Raw genomic sequence first — 19,345 nt, 5'->3', positions numbered from 1 at the left:
AAAGAGTTAGTAATGACTAATTACTTCTTTTTCTTTGCCTTTGGATTTGGCAAATCAGTAATTGAACCTTCATAAACTTCAGCCGCTAGACCAACTGACTCATGTAAGGTTGGGTGAGCATGAATGGTTAATGCTAAATCTTCAGCATCACAACCCATTTCAATTGCTAGACCAATTTCACCTAATAGTTCACCACCATTAGTACCAACAATCGCGCCACCAATAATGCGGTGAGATTCTTTATCGAAAATCAGTTTAGTCATACCGCCGCTTGCATCAGATGCAATTGCACGACCACTTGCAGCCCAAGGGAAGATAGCAGTTTCATAAGAGATGTTCTTCTCTTTTGCTTCTTTCTCGGTTAAACCAACCCAAGCCACTTCTGGCTCAGTATAAGCAATTGATGGAATCACTTTAGGATCGAAGTAATGGTTCTTACCTGAAATAACTTCAGCAGCAACATGACCTTCATGCACACCTTTGTGAGCCAGCATAGGTTGACCAACAATGTCACCAATCGCATAGATGTGTGGCACGTTAGTGCGCATCTGCTTATCAACATTGATAAAGCCACGCTCATCAACCGCAACGCCTGCTTTTTCAGCGTCAATTGACTTACCATTTGGAATACGGCCAATCGCCACTAATACAGCATCGTAACGAACAGGCTCTGATGGGGCTTTTTTGCCTTCCATTGACACATAAATACCGTCTTCTTTTGCTTCAACCGCAGTTACCTTGGTCTCTAGCATTAAGTTAAATCTGTTCTTAATGTGTTTAGTAAAGACTTTAACCACGTCTTTATCAGCAGCAGGAATAACTTGGTCAAACATCTCAACCACGTCAATCTCACTACCTAATGATGAGTATACTGTGCCCATTTCTAGACCAATAATACCACCACCCATCACCAGTAATTTACCAGGGATATTCTTTAGCTCAAGCGCATCAGTAGAATCCCATACGCGAGGGTCTTCATGAGGAATAAACGGCAATTGAATTGGACGAGAACCAGCAGCAATAATAGCTTGTTCAAAGTGAACAACTGTTGTGCCTTCTGGAGAAGTTACTTCAATAGTATTTGGACCAGTAAACTTACCGTAGCCATTTACCACATTAACTTTACGCATCTTAGCCATTCCGCCAAGACCACCCGTTAATTGCTTAATAACATCTTCTTTGTAACTACGTAATTTGTCGATATCAATCTGCGGCGCGCCAAAAGTGATGCCGTGAGCAGCAACAGTTTTAGCTTCTTCAATCACTTTAGCTACGTGTAGTAATGCTTTTGAAGGGATACAACCCACATTTAAGCAAACACCACCTAATGTGTTGTAACGCTCTACAATTACTGTGTCCATACCTAAATCGGCAGAACGAAATGCAGCTGAATAACCAGCTGGGCCTGCACCAAGTACTAGAACTTGAGTTTTGATTTCGTTACTCATTTGTTTATCTAATCCTTTTCATTCCATTGTCAGATCGGCTGTTAAATAACAGGCCTCCCAAAAGGGTGATTACATCTTAACCTGTGTTGCTTGCCAATCACAATAATCAAAGTAAAAGGCTACTGAATTTCAGTAGCCTAAACTTTTTACAAAATAAGTGTACGGATATCTGAAAGGTTTGCATTTAAGAAACTGATAAAGCGTGCACCTTCAGCACCATCGATCACGCGGTGATCATAAGATAGTGATAGTGGCAGCATCAGTCTTGGCGCAAATTCTTTGCCATTCCAAACAGGCTTGATTTCAGATTTAGACACACCCAAGATACCGACTTCAGGAGCATTCACGATTGGAGTAAACGCTGTACCACCGATGCCACCTAAGCTAGAGATGGTAAAACAACCACCCTGCATATCTGCTGCAGTTAACTTACCTGCACGTGCTTTCTTAGAAACGGCCATCAGTTCTAGAGATAACTCATGGATGCCTTTCTTGTTCACATCTTTAAAGACTGGAACAACTAAGCCATTTGGCGTATCAACTGCCACACCTACGTTAACATACTTCTTCAGAATCAAACTTTCACCATCTTCTGATAGTGAAGAGTTGAATGAAGGGAAAGCTTCAAGTGCCTTAGCAACCGCTTTCATAATGAATACAAGTGGTGTGATTTTCATGCCTGAATCTTTTTTAGCTTCCATCGCATTTTGCGACTTACGGAAAGCTTCAAGCTCAGTGATATCAGCATTATCCCACTGAGTAACATGAGGAATTTTAACCCAGTTACGGTGCAGGTTAGCGCCAGAAATCTTCTTGATGCGAGATAAAGGTTGTACTTCAGTTTCACCAAACTTGCTGAAATCTACTTTTGGCCATGGTAGTAAGCCAAGTTCTGAACCACCTGTAGAAGTCGCAACTGCGCCAGACTCAACTTGCTTAACCGCAGCTTTCACGTAGTTTTGTACGTCTTCTTTAACCACGCGACCTTTACGGCCAGAACCTTTCACTTTAGCAAGATTAACACCGAATTCACGCGCTAGACGGCGAATCACTGGTGAAGCATGAGCATAAGCAGCGTTCTCAACAAATTCACCAGTTGCAGCTGCAACTGGTGCAGGTGCTGCCGCTGGTGCCGCTACTGGAGCAGGTGTTGCAGCAGATACTGGAGCCACTACAGGCGCAGCCACTGGTGCGCTACCTGCAACTTCAAATACCATGATCAATGAACCGGTAGACACTTTGTCACCAGTGTTCACTTTAATCTCTTTTACAGTACCTGCAAATGGTGCTGGCACTTCCATAGAAGCCTTATCGCCCTCTACAGTAATCAATGATTGTTCAGCTTCAACCACATCGCCCACTGCAACCATCACTCGGTCACTTCAACTTCGTCACCGCCGATATCAGGTACGTGTACATCTTTGGCTGCGCTAGCAGTTACTGCTGCAGGAACCGCAGCTTCAACAGCAACAGGAGCAGCTGGAGCACTACCAGCAACTTCAAACATCATAATCAATGAACCCGTTGACACCTTGTCTCCGACATTGATTTTAATTTCTTTTAGTACACCCGCCATTGGCGCAGGTACGTCCATTGAAGCTTTATCGCCTTCAACAGTAATTAAGGTTTGTTCTTCAGCAATCAAGTCGCCAATAGCCACTGCAATATCAGTCACTTCAACTTCATCGCCACCGATATCAGGCACATGTACTTCTACTAGCGCACTCGCAGCAGGCGCTGCAACTGGGGCCGCTACCGTAGCGGCGGCTGGAGCCGCTGCTGCTTCTGATTCAAATACCATAATGAATGAACCGGTAGAAACACTATCACCAACATTCACTTTAATCTCTTTTACTACACCCGCTTGTGGTGCTGGTACTTCCATAGAAGCTTTATCGCCCTCTACAGTAATAAGAGATTGTTCTTCTTCAACCTTGTCACCAACGCTAACAAGAATCTCAGTTACTTCAACTTCATCGGCACCGATATCTGGTACATTAATTTCGATGGTCATGTTTATTACCTCTTATGCGTATAGTGGGTTAACTTTGTCAGCATTAATGCCAAACTTGTTGATGGCTTCTGCCACTACCGCTTTTTCAATCTCACCGCGTTTAGCTAACTCAGAAAGTGCTGCTACCACGATGTAATTTGCATTGACTTCAAAGTGACGACGAAGATTGTCACGGCTATCTGAACGACCAAAACCGTCAGTACCTAATACTTTGTAAGACACTGCAGGAACATATGCACGCACTTGCTCTGCATAGTTCTTCATATAGTCTGTTGCCGCAATTGTTGGTGCATCACCCATAACTTGTGCAATGTATGCAACTTGCTCAGTCGCAGTTGGGTGTAACATATTAAAGCGTTCTACAGCTTGACCATCACGAGCCACTTCATTGAATGAAGTCACAGAGAACACATCGCTACCGACACCGTACTCTTCGCTTAGGATAACCGCCGCTTTACGTACTTCGTTTAAGATACTACCAGAACCCATTAACTGAACTTGCTTAGCACCTTGGTACGATTCAAGCTTGTAGATACCTTTACGAATACCTTCTTCAACACCTTCTGGCATTGCTGGCATTTCGTAGTTTTCGTTCATAGTGGTTAGATAGTAGTACACATTTTCTTGCTCGCCATACATACGACGAATACCGTCTTGAATGATCACTGCAAGTTCATATGCGTATGTAGGATCGTAGCTCACACAATTAGGGATAGTGCCAGCAAGGATATGGCTGTGACCATCTTCATGCTGTAGACCTTCACCATTTAGCGTTGTACGACCTGCAGTACCACCCACTAAGAAACCGCGAGCTTGTTGGTCACCTGCCATCCATGCCATATCACCTACACGTTGGAAACCAAACATTGAGTAGTAGATGTAGAACGGAATCATAGGTAAATCGTTGGTGCTGTATGATGTTGCTGCAGCAACCCATGAAGACATTGCACCTAATTCGTTAATACCTTCTTGTAATACTTGACCTGAAGTTTCTTCTTTATAGTAAGAAACTACGCCACGGTCTTCTGGTGTATATTCTTGACCATGTGGATTATAGATACCCACTTGGCGGAATAGACCTTCCATACCAAAAGTACGTGCTTCATCGGCAATAATTGGCACAATGTTCTGGCCAATCTTTTTGTCTTTAAGCAAAGTATTTAAAATACGAACAAACGCCATTGTTGAAGAGATTTCACGCTTTTGCGCATCCAATAATGGCTTGAATTCTTCTAATGCTGGTAACTCTAAAGGCTGAGTAAACGCTTTAAGACGCTGTGGAGTATAACCATGTAATGCAGCACGACGAGCATGCATATACTCATACTCTTTAGTGCCTTCTTCAAGCTTCAAGTATGGTAGTGTTTTCACATCTTCATCTGAAAGTAGATCTTGTAGACCTAAGCGATCACGTAACTGCATTACAGAAGTCATGTCCATTTTCTTGACACTGTGAGCAACGTTACGGCCTTCAGCAACAGAACCCATGCCGTAACCTTTTACAGTTTTAGCAAGAATAACCGTTGGCTTACCTTTAGTTTCTTGTGCATTTTTAAATGCAGCATACACTTTTGAAGACTCATGACCACCACGCTTAAGCGCGAAGATTTCAGCATCTGTCATATCTGCAACGAGTGCAGCGGTTTCAGGATACTTACCAAAGAAATGCTCACGAACATAAGCACCATCTTTAGACTTGAATGTTTGGTAATCACCATCAAGCGTTTCATTCATTAGCTGTAATAACTTACCTGAAGTATCTTTCGCTAATAATGAATCCCAGTTGTTACCCCAAATCAATTTAACAACATTCCAGCCTGCACCTTTAAATAGGCCTTCAAGCTCTTGAATGATTTTGCCGTTACCCATTACAGGGCCATCTAGGCGCTGTAGGTTACAGTTGATTAGGAAACATAAGTTATCTAATTTTTCACGCGCGGCGAAAGAGATTGCACCACGAGCTTCAGGCTCATCCATCTCACCATCACCTAAGAAGGCATAAACACGTTGAGCTGAAGTATCTTTAAGACCACGGCCGTCAAGATACTTTAAGAAACGCGCTTGATAGATAGCTGAGATAGGACCTAAGCCCATAGATACCGTTGGGAACTGCCAAAACTCAGGCATTAATTTAGGGTGAGGGTATGAAGATACACCATTACCATCAACTTCTTGACGGAAGTTGTTTAGCTGCTCTTCAGTTAAACGACCTTCAACAAATGCACGAGCATAGATACCTGGAGAGATATGACCTTGATAGTAAACTAAATCACCACCATCAACAGCATTAGGTGCACGGAAGAAGTGATTAAAACCTACTTCATAAAATGCAGCAGAAGACTGGTATGATGCCATATGGCCACCAAGCTCAAGATCTTTCTTAGACGCATGTAACACAATCATAATTGCGTTCCAGCGAATAATTGAGCGAATACGACGTTCTAACGTAGTATCACCAGGGTAAGCTGGCTCGCTCGCTGCAGGAATAGTATTGACATAGTTAGTGGTGATGCCTGTCGGCATATCAACACCACCTAAACGTGCTTTATCAAGCACTTGCTCTAGTAAAAACTGAGCGCGTTCAATCCCTTCTTCACGAACAACAGACTCTAAAGCCGCCATCCATTCCTGAGTTTCTTGTGGATCTAAGTCTTGTAGCATATGTTCAGACATGACACAGCCCTTCTTTCTAATACAATAAATAATATTGTGAAAAGTTAACTAAAAATATAGGTCATTGTGGCCTATACCTCACCCTTCAAACGGCGCAAACTCCGTTGTAATCGACTGTCTTCTTCCCTAACCGACAACATGACTTCTTCAATGTAACTTAAGTGTTCATTGGAAGCTTCACGCGCCGCCTCTGGATCACGTTTAACAATCGCAGCTAATAACGCGTGACGGTGTTCATTAGCCATTTTTGAAGCTTCATCGCGTCGGCTTAGAAGCTCCAAGTTCTGCGCTACGTTTTTATGTAACACAGGACTCAAACTCAATACTAAATGCAGCATGGCAACGTTATGTGAAGCTTCAGCGATGGTGCGATAAAACTTTACAATCGCATCTGCTTTAGCCTCAATAGAATCAACTCGCTCAACTTCTGCAATGGCACGCTCAATACTGTCCATATCAGCATCAGTACCACGCAGAGCTGCAAAGTACGCCATCATGCCTTCGGTAGCATGACGGAATTCAAGTAGGTCATACTGACTTTCAGGATCAGCATGCATTAATTCAACGATAGGGTCGGCAAGACTTTGCCATAATTGTTGTTTTACGTAGGTACCACCACCCTGACGACGGGTTAGTAAGCCTTTAGCTTCTAGTTTTTGTATTGCTTCTCTAAGAGAAGGTCTAGAGACTTCAAACTGGATCGCCAGCTCCCTTTCAGGAGGCAATTTCTGACCGGGATTAATGCTACCTTCTAGAATCATTTGCTCTAGTTGCGCCATAATCACATCTGAAATTTTTGGTTGGGTAATTTTGCTATAAGCCATGAGGCCCTCAGCTCCTTTGTCAATTGGTCTTACCAATTTATATAACAGAGCGCAATGTATCAAATCACATTATTAATGTCCAGAAATTGATTCAAATCAAATTAATCTTTCTTTTGTGATGGTAGCGGGAATTGCATAAACTGAAATTACCACTACCATCGCACTAACATATGTTGAACATTTACGTCTAAAATTAACTGACAAAACCAAAAATGGTTAACAATGACAGCACTGTAATAATTAACGTTGTATTACGTTTACTCAATTGTAATAGTGCTAAAGTTGATTGCACACAAACAGGTGCACTCGAGTGTGGAGGTAATTCTTCGGCAGCAACAGCGACTCGAACAATAATATCTCTTGCAGGTGTTTTAATCGCTAAAGCATGGGTTACCCATACTGGAAATGCCTGATTAAAACGACCACTTAATGCGTAACCAAAAGCAACAATTCGACTAGGGATCCAATCTAGTATAAATACTAAAGTAGATAACAGTGGAATCGCCAATTGTTTTCTTAGATTAAGTTCATCGTAATAACGCACAGTACAATAAAGCACAGCCCCAACAGGGCCAAAGATAATAAAGTATAGTGCGACCGCGCCATAATAACGATAATTAAGCCAACTCACGGTTTGGCCGACACGCATCCCTAAATCATGTTCAGAAATGGCATCAATATCTTCGGCCTCATCTAAGGCTTTGGCATAGTTATAACAAGCTTGGGTGTCGCCGCGACAAGCAGCCAATACATATTGCCGAAACTTAGCGCGTAAGGTGCGATGACTAAAACAGATTATGGCCACGCTTACCCATAATAATAGAGTTAATGCGCCCCAAAATAATCCAGCAATCGCCCAACTTACGACATAAACACAAACTGCGGGAAATATAATTGCAATTACAACCATCAACACTGATTGCAACTGTTTTTCACCAAAAAAATGACTTTGATACCAGCCAAAAATACGATCAGATTGCCATGGTTGAGCCAGTAAATTGAGCCGCTCAACTAAAATTGCAATTAATAATGAAAACAACGCCATATTAAGTACCTCACTTCCTTTTAAAATCGACTAAAAATATTCAGTCAAACTTTGCTTATAACGCTGCCAATTGAAACTTAAGCCGGGATCAGTCTTGCGCTCAGGTGCAATATCGCTGTGCCCAACAATATTTTCAACCCCAATGCTAGGATACGTCAGCAAAAGACAAGCTGTTAATGCTGCTAACTGCTGATATTGTTCATCAGTATAAGCAATATCATCAGTCCCTTCTAATTCAATGCCAATTGCAAAGTCATTGCAATTAGAACGACCTTGGTATTCAGAAACACCAGCATGCCAAGCCCTCGCATCACAACTGACATATTGCACAATCTCACCATCTCGACGAATTAAAAAATGACTAGAGACCTCTAATCCCTGTAGTTCAGTAAAACTTGGATCTGCACTGCAATCAAGTTGACCTAAAAATAATTGATCAATATAAGGCAAACCAAAACAACCAGCAGGCAAGCTAATATTGTGGATCACTAATAAACTCACTTCATTATTAGGACGCTGATTAAAGTGTGGAGAAAGACATTGTGTTGCAGGCGATAACCATCCATGCTCAATCGTAAACGGCGTTAACATGAACAAACATTCCAGAGTTTATACAAGGTTACCCACTTTAACAGGTTTAAAAGCTTGAACATAGCGTATAACAACCAAGCACTTACAGGCTCGACCAGTCATTATCAATACCACTGACCAATGATTACCTTTTGCTAATATTGTTAAACAAATTAAATAACTGATTTAATACATTGAAATATTTTATTCAAAATCTACAACTAAAATTGAAATATGCTAGGCTTGCGCTATCCCAAAACTGCTAACTTGCCAGTTTGAGCCTATACACCAGAATTCTCTATAATCAGGAAGCATATCCAAAGGACATAACTTTATGCTTGAAAATGATATCCGTCTTGCTGTTAAAGCTGCCTTAGACGAAGACCTTGGTCATCAAAACGCTGATCAAGGTGATATTACCGCCCTACTTATTCCTGCAGAAAAGAATGCAGAAGCAACCCTTATAACCCGTGAAGATGGTGTTTTTTGTGGTAAAGCCTGGGCAGAACAAGTATTTAATCAATTAGGTGGTCAAGTTGCACTGCATTGGTTAGTCGATGATGGCGACTTAGTGGTTGCCAATCAGGTTTTATGTGAACTATCAGGCCCTGCACGCACCATCCTTACAGGTGAGCGTACTATGATGAACTTTATCCAAACCTTGTCTGGTGTTGCTTCGTTAACCAAAGTCTACGTCGATCAATTGCATGGTACACATACCAAACTACTCGATACTCGTAAGACGATACCGGGTCTACGCAGTGCTCAAAAATATGCTGTAACTTGCGGAGGTGGTAAAAACCATAGAATCGGTTTATTTGATGCGTTCTTAATTAAAGAAAACCATATTATGGCTTGCGGCAGTATCGCTCAGGCAATTGATAACGCCCGCCAACTATTTGATAACAAACCCGTTGAAGTCGAAGTTGAAAGCCTAGATGAGCTAAAACAAGCTCTCGATGCTAAAGCTGATATTGTTATGTTAGATAATTTTGATCTTACAAAAATGGTTGATGCGGTTAGCCTGAACAAGCAATACATTGCCCAAGGTGATGGCGCAAAATTAGAAGCATCAGGTAATGTTACCCTTGCCACTCTAGCCGATATCGCCAAAACAGGTGTCGATTTTATTTCAGTCGGTGCACTGACTAAACACATCAAAGCCCTCGATTTATCGCTGCGTCTAAAATCATAATAGCAAACATTCGGTTGCAAGAGATGTCCATAGCACCTCTTGCAACTATATGTTCCCCTCTACAAGGCTTACATCCTTACTAGTACATTTCCCTATAAACTGCCCTCTGATAGTACATATTACCTATATACAACCAACCTTAACTGGCATGAAACAACCATTTGAGAATAACCACCAAAAAAATACTTACACACAAAACACCAATAAATGCCGAAAATAATTAACATTTATGTTTCATTTTATTAAAAAATATAATACTGTTTTAGTCGCTTGAATGAGATAAGACCTGTCACGCTTAAGACTTATCTTGCAAGAAAAATAGCAAATATCTTACTTAGATGTACTTATCATGGATGTTAAGTAAGTGATGTAACTTGCACCACCAGATATTCTTAAGCCTGCCAGTTTCATGCTGATTTTTGTATTGTTTTACAGGGTATTAAGCACTAAAGCTTAGATACGCCAAGCCGATACTATCAACATGTAATGTTTGCTCATGTTAACTAAGAATATTGGCTCACCTTTAGCCCCTATTCGACATAAATTGCCCCCTTAAGTGGAGAACAAGATGATGAAGACAGCTCAAAAAGGTTTTACATTAATTGAATTGATGATTGTAGTGGCAATCATAGGTATTTTGGCCGCGGTAGCATTGCCAGCATACCAAGACTACACCAAAAGAGCCCATGTCACAGAAGGTGTCGGCTTAGCAGCCGGCGCAAAAGCAGCAGTTGTTGAGTATTATTCAGCAGAAGGGACATTACCAACCACAAATTCAGCCGCAGGTTTAGGAGCAGCTTCCAGCATAAAAGGAAATGCAGCAACCTCAGTAACTGTTGGTACGGCAGGTACAATCACAGTTGCTTTTGATGCAACTAAAGTTGGTTCGGGTAATTTGGTTTTAACTCCAAAAAAACCAGCTAACAGTGGGGGGAGCGTAGAATGGAAATGTACAGGTACTCTTAATAAAGCATATATGCCATCTAATTGTAGAGGCAGCTAATTTGATTTTTTAAGCAACCCTACTATCTTTGCTAGGGTTGCTTAATTCCATCATATGAAAAAACATATTACATATAATCTGGTTCTATTAAGCTTAATCATACTTTTAAGCGTGATTTATAGTCATGAACAAATATTCAGAGTTTTTGAGGCTGGTGACTTATTTAGCTTAAATATGATCAATACCAGCATTGGTATTGCATTGCTCCATTGTGGGGTGATAATACTGCTCATCATCATCTTCACATCATTTTTATCATCTCTTGTTGATGCTGCATTAAGTCATTTATTAAATAGAAATAATCACCTAGTAACTTTAGCGTCAATCCTTACTGTGTATTCATTTTTTATCATTATCAATTCAACGCTATATCCCTATAGCCCTACGAGTATAAGTACTAAAGGCAATGAGTATTTACTGATCGTCATATTACTATCTATATCCGCACTGATATTACTTGGTGCACATAACACCAATAAAAAAATACTATTAGTAACTATCTTATTAATAGTATTTACCCCAATAGATTTACTTAGCAAATCAGATGTCATCAATAATAAACGGAATATCATATTGATTGGCATTGATTCACTTAGATTTGATCATATTGCTAAATCGGGAAATGAAGCACCATTACTGCAATCAATAGATGCATTCATCGATAATGCAACACTATTTAATAATGCATATACACCAGCAGCGAGAACCTTTGTGGCATGGTCAAGTCTCTTAACGGGACAAGAGCCTATTGATAACGGCATAAGATTCAATTTAACTAATTTAAATGATATCAATAAAGATATTTTTATTACTAAACAATTAAAAGAAAATGGTTATAAGACTATCTGGGCACTTGATGAAAGACGTTTCAGTAATATTGATGAATCTTTCCATTTTGACAAAGCGATTGGCCATACCGCTAACGCACCTGAGTTTATGTTTACGAGTCTTAATGCGTTGCCCATTGCAAGTTTAATGCTTATTCACTCTAATTTAAAATACATATTTGATTACATCTATTTAAATAGAGCTGCTTGGTGGAGCTATAACCCCAACACATTTATTGATGAAATATTAAACCAACTCACCACTGAAAAAACCTTTATGGCAATCCATTTAACATTACCACATTGGCCATATAAATCTTCAAAACTAGAGTTGGTTAACAATAATATTGTTGAAGATAACTTCGACTACTACGCATATTTAATGATGTTGAACCAAGTTGACCAACAATTTAACTATTTAATGGAAAACCTAGAAAAACGTGGATTCCTAAAAAACTCGTTAGTCATTCTGCTTTCAGATCATGGTGAAAGCTTCCAACTGAATCAAGATGGTCCACAAGCTTTAATCAGTAGTGCTGAATTTAAAACTAATGATTACGGCCATGGTACAAATGTTCTCAGTGATGCCCAATTTAAAACCGTACTTGCCATTAAAGATTACTCATTGGTCGATGACAAACCGACAGTAAACACAAGTCTTGTCTCGCTTACTGATGTTGCACCTACCATTTTAAAATGGGCCAATCTCGCATCTGAGAGCAATGTTGATTTACTCGCTCAAACGATAAATAGAGATAACCTATTTATTGAAAGCTCATTTAATCCAATAAAATTAACCGAAGGAAGAGTAAACCAGATACAGACAATCAATAACAGCATTTACATGTATGAAGTGAATAATGCAGGCAGGCTTAGTATAAAGAAAAATCTATACAAAGAATTAATCAAAGGCAAACAAAGAGCAGTCATTAACAATGAACTGTTACTCGCTACTTTCCCCGATATGAGTGATGAGTTAATTCTGGTTGATAGAGATAATTATACTTGGCAGCCAGCAAGTACTTATGAAGATAAAACAGTCGTCGCTAATTTATTTCACATTCTTTGTAGTCATTTCAAGTTAGATGTAGAATCTGGACTATTCTCACAATGTGAGGAACCAAATCAATTTTTAGATAATATCTACCAAAAATGGAATTAAGGGGTTGATATGTCACCATATGCTGTAACAACGGAAATACGTGATTTATTGTTACGAAAAAATTTACTCACAGAGCAATTAATAACTGAAGCTATTGATGTTTCGCGTAAAAACCAACTAAATATTATTTCTGTATTGATTGAAAAATATGGTTTATCAGCAACTGAACTACTTAATATTTTTAGCAGTGAATATGGCATCCCTATTTACGATATCCAACAACTCGAAATAAAAGATATCGTAGAACAATACCATAACCATACTTTAATCGAAAAACACCATTGTTTACCCATCTATGTAGAAGGCGAGCGATTATTTATCGCTATGTCAGATCCCACTAACATTACCGCACTAGAAGAGTTCCAATTTAATGCGGGTATGCATACTGAACCATTGTTAGTTGATCACCTCAAATTAACCGAGTTAATTGAGAGTATCCTTGAAGACGACATTAACGCACTCGATATTGCAGGTATTGATGATGCCGCACTGGCAGAAATGGAAGTCACAGATACCGAGCGAAATACAGATGACCAAGAAAGTAATGGTGATGATGCCCCTATAGTTAGCTACATCAATAAAATATTAACCGATGCCATACGCAAAGGCGCTTCAGATTTACATTTTGAACCTTATGAAAAACGTTACCGCATCCGCTTTCGCGTAGATGGCATATTAACGCAAATATCTGAACCCCCAATTAGCTTGTCCAATCGTATTGCAGCCCGTTTAAAGGTGATGGCAAGACTGGATATTGCAGAGCGTCGTTTGCCACAAGATGGCCGTATTAAATTAAAAATGTCACGCACAAAATCAATTGATTTTCGTGTCAGCACCCTACCCACCCTATGGGGTGAAAAAATAGTAATGCGTATTCTAGATTCAAGCGCAGCCCAGCTTGATGTGGAACAACTCGGCTTTGAACCAGAACAAAAACAACTTTATTTAGAAACACTAGCCAAACCGCAAGGCATGATTTTAGTAACGGGTCCTACGGGTTCAGGTAAAACTGTATCTCTCTATACAGGTTTAAATATTCTTAATACCAGTGAACGCAATATTTCAACCGCAGAAGATCCTATTGAAATCAACCTAGAAGGCATTAACCAAGTCAATATTAATACCAAATCAGGCTAACTTTTGCCTCTGCACTGCGATCATTCTTACGCCAAGATCCAGACATTGTTATGGTAGGTGAGATTCGAGATTTAGAAACGGCAGAAATAGCCATTAAAGCTGCGCAAACAGGTCATTTGGTACTATCAACATTACACACTAATTCAGCTGCCGAAACGCTAACCCGTCTCAGTAACATGGGCGTGCCAGGCTATAATATCGCCAGTTCCATTAATCTTGTTATTGCCCAGCGTTTAACGCGTAAACTTTGTCCTCATTGTAAAAAAGCAGAACAATTACCCCAACACGAGTTATTACAACAAGGATTTAGTCAGCAGCAAATTGATACTGGAATAGAGATATTCAGTGCCCAAGGTTGCGACCAATGTACTAACGGCTATAAAGGCCGATTGGGTATTTATGAAATATTAAAAATAACACCAGAAATTTCACAGGTCATTATGGATGGCGGTAACTCGCTTGATATTGCCACCATCGCTGCTGAGCAGGGTATGCTAAATCTGCGTAAGTCTGGATTATTAAAAGTCATTCAAGGCATTACAAGTATTAGCGAAATAAACCGTGTAACTAGCTACTAGTTAACGATAAAAAAGGCGACATGATGGCAACCATAAAAAAAAGCAATCAAGGCCAACAAATTAAACATCAACCTAAGCTGTTTACCTATACATGGAAAGGTATTGCCAGAGACGGTAAACGTTTAACAGGTGAAATAACAGCGATAACGTCGACAGAGGTTAGAGCCCAGCTTAAAAAACAAGGTATTAGCCCTAAAATAGTTCGCAAAAAATCACAAGGGCTATTTAGCAACGATAAGAAAATCATTGCTATGGATATCGCTATTTGTACTCGCCAAATAGCGACCATGTTAGCAGCAGGCGTCCCTTTAGTAACCACCCTTGAACTGCTTGCTCGAGGTCATGAAAAACCGAAAATGCGCACCCTGCTCAGTAATATCGTCAATGATGTGCAATCAGGAATTCCCCTATCTGACGCATTGAAAGTTCACCGTGAATACTTTGATGATCTCTATGTCGACTTAGTTGCTGCGGGCGAACATTCAGGTTCACTCGATGAAGTATTTGATCGAATTGCGCTTTATAAGGAAAAATCCGAAGCATTAAAATCCAAAATTAAAAAAGCTATGTTTTATCCAGCAGCGGTATGTATTGTCGCAGTAGCTGTAACAGCATTACTACTTATTTTTGTCGTGCCACAATTTGAAGAAATCTTTAATGGCTTCGGTGCTGAACTGCCTGCCTTTACACGATTTATTCTTACTATTTCAGAAGTATTGCAATCGATCTGGTACATGATTCTCGCAGGCTTAATTATGGCGGTCTGGCTATTTAGACGAGCCTATAAACAATCACAAATATTACGAGACAATATGGATCGTATTTTACTTAAAACAATCATTATTGGCCCTATTCTTGATAAAGCTGCTATTGCTCGTTTTGCTCGAACCTTAGCAACAACGTTTGCAGCAGGCGTGCCCATTATTGAGGGATTAGAATCAGCAGCAGGGGCATCGGGGAATGCAGTTTATAAGAAAGCGATTAATAATGTTCGTACTGAAGTAATGACCGGCCTACAAATGAATATGGCGCTGAAGTCATCAGGCTATTCCCCGACATACTGGTACAAATGGTCATGATTGGTGAAGAATCAGGTTCACTTGATACCATGCTCAATAAAATCGCCAATATTTATGAAATGCAAGTAGATGATGCAGTTGATGGCTTATCAAGTCTAATTGAGCCTATAATGATGGTCGTTATTGGTACTATTGTTGGCGGCCTAATTATTGGTATGTATTTACCAATATTTCAAATGGGCAGTGTCGTTGGCTAAACTATTTATAAGAATATTTACATGCAGGAATTTATTGAGTTATTACAGCTACACAGCTGGCTTTTCTATTTATTAAGTTTTATTTTTGCTGCCACTATTGGTAGTTTTTTAAATGTGGTAATTCACCGTTTACCCGTCATGTTAAAACGAGATTGGCAACAAGAGTGCAATCAATACCTAATAGAAACAAAACCCGAATTAGTCAAAAAAATAGGTGAACAGCAGCTCAATGCGCCTATAGATGACTATCCTGCAAAATATAATTTAGTTGTACCCACATCAGCTTGTCCTAAATGTCATCATCATATAAAGCCTTGGCATAATATTCCGATTTTGGGCTGGTTAATGCTTAAAGGTAAATGTGCTAATTGTCACATAGCTATTTCAGCTCGTTATCCGATAGTCGAACTAATAAGTGCCACTTTGATTACAACCTTAGCTTATCATTTTGGCCCGACCATCGAATTCGTTTATGCAACAGTGTTAACTCTGCCATTAATTGCATTAACTGGTATCGACTTAGACGAGATGTTGTTACCCGACCAAATAACCCTACCATTATTATGGCTCGGCTTATTAATTAATTTAAATGATGTTTTTAGTTCCCCTACAGATGCGCTTATTGGTGCAGCAGCCGGCTACTTAAGTTTATGGTCAGTGTTTTGGCTCTTTAAACTGGTTACAGGTAAAGAAGGCATGGGCTACGGTGATTTTAAATTACTTGCAGTTTTTGGCGCATGGTTAGGCTGGCAGCTACTGCCGCTTATAATCTTACTTTCTTCACTGGTCGGTGCCGTTGTTGGTATTAGCTTAATCGTATCTAAAAAATTACAAACCCAAAATCCCATACCATTTGGACCTTATATTGCAGTAGCGGGTTGGATTGCGCTTATATGGGGACAACAGATAACTAATTGGTATATTTCAACACTATGAGTCAATTTATTATCGGCCTCACAGGAGGCATTGGTAGCGGTAAAACTACAGTAGCAAATTTATTTGCTGAACTCGGCATTGAATTAGTTGATGCAGATATTATTGCTAGAGAAGTCGTAGCCATTAATAGCAATGGACTCCAGCAAATTGCGACACATTTTGGCAATAATATTTTAGACAATGATGGTCAACTTAATCGAGCAAAATTAAGAGAGATCATTTTTACCGATGACCAACAACGACTTTGGTTAAATAATTTATTGCATCCAATGATCCGAGAACAGATGATTAAACGTTGTCATCAAGCAACAACTGCATACGTGATCATGGTTGTACCTTTGCTATTTGAAAATGGATTAGATAGGTTAGTAAACAGAACTTTAGTTGTAGATATAAATGAAAATTTACAATTATCACGTACATCGATTCGTGATAATGTAAATGAGCAACAAGTCGCCAATATTATTGCAAGTCAAAGTAGTAGGGAGTATCGACTATCAAAAGCTAATGATGTTATTAGTAATAATGGCAAAATAGAGGATCTACGTCGTCAAGTAATGGAATTACATAATAATTATATAAACCTTACAAAGAATAATAACTAATACTATGACTGACTTAATTTTTGAACAGCCACTTAATGAAAAAAATCGTAGTTACTTACGATTAGAATATCTGTATCAACAACTGCAAGACAACCTTGAACAAGATCATAATCAACGTTGTTTTACACCATTATTCGCACTATGTGAGCTTAATGAACGCTGTGATTATCGAACAGATATTTTAAAAGACATTGATCAACAATTGGTAATCTTAAAAAAATGGCAGAATTTACCTCATGTCGACCACGCACAAATTGACTATTATCTCCGTAGTCTGAATTCATATCGTCAGCAGCTTTATGCATGTGAACGTATTGGCTTATCACTTAAGCAAGATAAGTTTTTGAGCGCACTAAGACAAAGATTTAATATGCCGGGAGCATGTTGTAATTTCGACCTGCCACAACTGCATTATTGGTTATCGCAACCTTGGTCAGTTAGACAACAGCAGTATCAACAATGGTGTATACATTTCGATAAACTTCTCAAACCCATTAATATGCTGTTGCAGTTAATTCGTAATACTGCCGAATTTAAACCAGCAATAGCAAAGTCAGGATTTTATCAAAATGAAGCGCAAAGCCCACTTTCATTAATTAGAGTAAAACTGACAGCACAACAACAAGTTTATCCAACGATTAGCGGCCATAAAACCCGTTGCGCTATTCACTTTGTCGACTTCTCAACAAATAAACACTCGAATAATGATATTGAGTTTATGATTGCAGCCTGCCGCTAATGCAACAACATGTTATTATCCCACCATATAATTTATTAGATGGTAACCAATATGACTCGTTCAGTGAATTGTCCAACATGCCAAAAGCCCGTGGTATGGGCTGCAGAATCTAAATTTAAACCATTTTGCAGTGAGCGCTGTAAGCTTATTGATCTTGGTGATTGGGCCTCTGAAAAGCATGCTATTCCAGTCAAGCCAGAGCTCGATATTAATAACCTAGATGACTTAGGTTTTGATGAACCTGATTTTTTCAATAAAGACTAATTATATGAAAAGAATCCATGTTGCAGTAGGCGTCATCATAAACGACCATAACCAAATCTTATTAGCTAAACGACATGGTCATTTACATCAAGGTGGAAAATGGGAATTTCCCGGTGGCAAAGTGGAATCAATGGAAACCACTAACCAAGCGTTAATTCGTGAGCTTAAAGAAGAAGTCGATCTTAATGTTATGAATTCAGAGCCTCTGATGCAGCTCAGCCATGATTATCCTGATAAACAGGTATTGTTAGACATTCATATCGTCAAAAACTTTACTGGCGAGGCTAAAGGTGTTGAAGGACAACCAATTGAGTGGGTACCTATCGAAGCACTTACCCATTATGACTTCCCCGAAGCAAACAAACCTATCGTGCAAGCATTACTTAAGCTTTAAACAAAGTATAGATTCGATTTATCGGTCCTGATATAAGCCCATAGGCATCGTCTATGGGCTTTTTCTTTGCAATCATAGCTATTTCAATACGAATCATTTTATCCATCTTAAATCGCAAACAATCTTGCGCCAATAGATTCAATATTGCAGTGCGAAATACAACGATACTATTTCTGACTAAATACAGCAACGATGTGGTGAATACCAGAAATGCAGGGATGCAATTTCTGACCAAGCTCTGCAGTGGCTGATGATATGAGAGATATTGATAACGACGGCAAAGGCGCTTTCATGCCCTCGGGTATTTATACCCTTTGAGTATGGCGATGACCTACTCTTTTATCCCAGAGCACTTGTGCTCACTTTAAGGGACACATGGGCGTGACAATAGGGCGCTTAATAAGCGCAGCTTATTGCCCTAGTGCAACGCGAAGCAACTTGTTGCGAAGCGGGAGGTCCCGCTCAGCGGCGGGTCGACATCGAGGTAGGTATGCAATACCTACATTAAGTCGATAAGCCACCGACTTAAGATAATATTGATATGGGGATACGTGTTTGATTTTTAAAAGCCCCAAACGCAAAAAAGCCACCTTATTCAGGTGGCTTCTCTACTTCGTTTTGTTCACTTTTTTAAAAGTGAACATAAAAAGAGCGC

At 39.6% G+C, this 19,345-nt stretch carries 13 protein-coding genes and 3 pseudogenes; 10 read left to right on the top strand and 6 right to left on the bottom strand.

The features are described from left to right. Nucleotides 1-20: 20 nt before the first annotated feature. From lpdA to ampD, 6 genes and pseudogenes are all read right to left on the bottom strand, one after another. Nucleotides 21-1,448, bottom strand: coding sequence for a dihydrolipoyl dehydrogenase (gene lpdA / locus JCM15074_RS07915; RefSeq protein WP_025820712.1), 1,428 nt, complete (start codon nucleotides 1,446-1,448; stop codon nucleotides 21-23). Between the two features lie 146 nt (nucleotides 1,449-1,594). Further along, nucleotides 1,595-3,462, bottom strand: a pseudogene (aceF, locus tag JCM15074_RS21490) (pyruvate dehydrogenase complex dihydrolipoyllysine-residue acetyltransferase). 12 nt (nucleotides 3,463-3,474) lie between these two features. After that, nucleotides 3,475-6,135, bottom strand: coding sequence for a pyruvate dehydrogenase (acetyl-transferring), homodimeric type (aceE, locus tag JCM15074_RS07905; protein WP_025820711.1), 2,661 nt, complete (start codon nucleotides 6,133-6,135; stop codon nucleotides 3,475-3,477). A 71-nt stretch (nucleotides 6,136-6,206) separates the two neighbouring features. Beyond that, nucleotides 6,207-6,959 (bottom strand): pyruvate dehydrogenase complex transcriptional repressor PdhR, encoded by a 753-nt coding sequence (pdhR, locus tag JCM15074_RS07900; RefSeq protein ID WP_025820710.1) that lies wholly within the window; start codon nucleotides 6,957-6,959, stop codon nucleotides 6,207-6,209. Nucleotides 6,960-7,152: 193 nt separating this feature from the next. Beyond that, nucleotides 7,153-8,004, bottom strand: a complete 852-nt coding sequence (gene ampE / locus JCM15074_RS07895; protein WP_025820709.1) for a beta-lactamase regulator AmpE — start codon at nucleotides 8,002-8,004, stop codon at nucleotides 7,153-7,155. Between the two features lie 30 nt (nucleotides 8,005-8,034). Beyond that, entirely contained in the window at nucleotides 8,035-8,595 is a 561-nt protein-coding gene (ampD, locus tag JCM15074_RS07890) for a 1,6-anhydro-N-acetylmuramyl-L-alanine amidase AmpD (protein ID WP_025820708.1), read from the bottom strand. Between the two features lie 313 nt (nucleotides 8,596-8,908). Between ampD and nadC the strand changes: the two genes are divergently transcribed. From nadC to mutT, 10 genes and pseudogenes are all read left to right on the top strand, one after another. Then, on the top strand, nucleotides 8,909-9,769 hold the full coding sequence (nadC, locus tag JCM15074_RS07885; protein ID WP_025820707.1) for a carboxylating nicotinate-nucleotide diphosphorylase: 861 nt from the start codon (nucleotides 8,909-8,911) through the stop codon (nucleotides 9,767-9,769). Between the two features lie 568 nt (nucleotides 9,770-10,337). After that, nucleotides 10,338-10,772: a pilin gene (locus JCM15074_RS07880; RefSeq protein ID WP_304621829.1), complete on the top strand. Its 435-nt coding sequence runs from the start codon at nucleotides 10,338-10,340 to the stop codon at nucleotides 10,770-10,772. Nucleotides 10,773-10,826: 54 nt separating this feature from the next. Then, nucleotides 10,827-12,761 (top strand): sulfatase-like hydrolase/transferase, encoded by a 1,935-nt coding sequence (locus JCM15074_RS07875; protein WP_025820705.1) that lies wholly within the window; start codon nucleotides 10,827-10,829, stop codon nucleotides 12,759-12,761. 9 nt (nucleotides 12,762-12,770) lie between these two features. Continuing rightward, a pseudogene (gene pilB / locus JCM15074_RS21485) lies at nucleotides 12,771-14,476 on the top strand (type IV-A pilus assembly ATPase PilB). 20 nt (nucleotides 14,477-14,496) lie between these two features. After that, nucleotides 14,497-15,752 (top strand): annotated as a pseudogene (locus JCM15074_RS21480) (type II secretion system F family protein). A gap of 21 nt (nucleotides 15,753-15,773) precedes the next feature. Beyond that, on the top strand, nucleotides 15,774-16,688 hold the full coding sequence (locus JCM15074_RS07860; RefSeq protein ID WP_025820704.1) for a prepilin peptidase: 915 nt from the start codon (nucleotides 15,774-15,776) through the stop codon (nucleotides 16,686-16,688). Beyond that, nucleotides 16,685-17,293 carry a dephospho-CoA kinase gene (gene coaE, locus JCM15074_RS21475; RefSeq protein ID WP_037469366.1) on the top strand — a complete coding sequence of 203 codons (609 nt, stop codon included), beginning with the start codon at nucleotides 16,685-16,687 and terminating at the stop codon, nucleotides 17,291-17,293. The genes JCM15074_RS07860 and coaE overlap by 4 nt, the downstream gene beginning before the upstream one ends. Nucleotides 17,294-17,297: 4 nt before the next feature. After that, the gene (gene zapD / locus JCM15074_RS07850) at nucleotides 17,298-18,032 is read left to right on the top strand and encodes a cell division protein ZapD (RefSeq protein ID WP_025820703.1); all 735 of its coding nucleotides are present in this window, start codon (nucleotides 17,298-17,300) and stop codon (nucleotides 18,030-18,032) included. Nucleotides 18,033-18,083: 51 nt separating this feature from the next. Further along, complete coding sequence (yacG, locus tag JCM15074_RS07845) at nucleotides 18,084-18,296, top strand: DNA gyrase inhibitor YacG (RefSeq protein ID WP_025820702.1); 213 nt, start codon at nucleotides 18,084-18,086, stop codon at nucleotides 18,294-18,296. Between the two features lie 4 nt (nucleotides 18,297-18,300). Then, nucleotides 18,301-18,690 (top strand): 8-oxo-dGTP diphosphatase MutT, encoded by a 390-nt coding sequence (gene mutT / locus JCM15074_RS07840; protein WP_025820701.1) that lies wholly within the window; start codon nucleotides 18,301-18,303, stop codon nucleotides 18,688-18,690. The last annotated feature ends 655 nt before the right edge of the window (nucleotides 18,691-19,345 follow it).

Origin of the sequence: Shewanella marina JCM 15074 (genome assembly GCF_000614975.1) — a bacterium.
GTDB lineage: Bacteria > Pseudomonadota > Gammaproteobacteria > Enterobacterales > Shewanellaceae > Shewanella > Shewanella marina.
The sequence above is the reverse complement of the archived record's forward strand: the minus strand, read 5'-3'. Positions and strand labels throughout refer to the sequence as shown.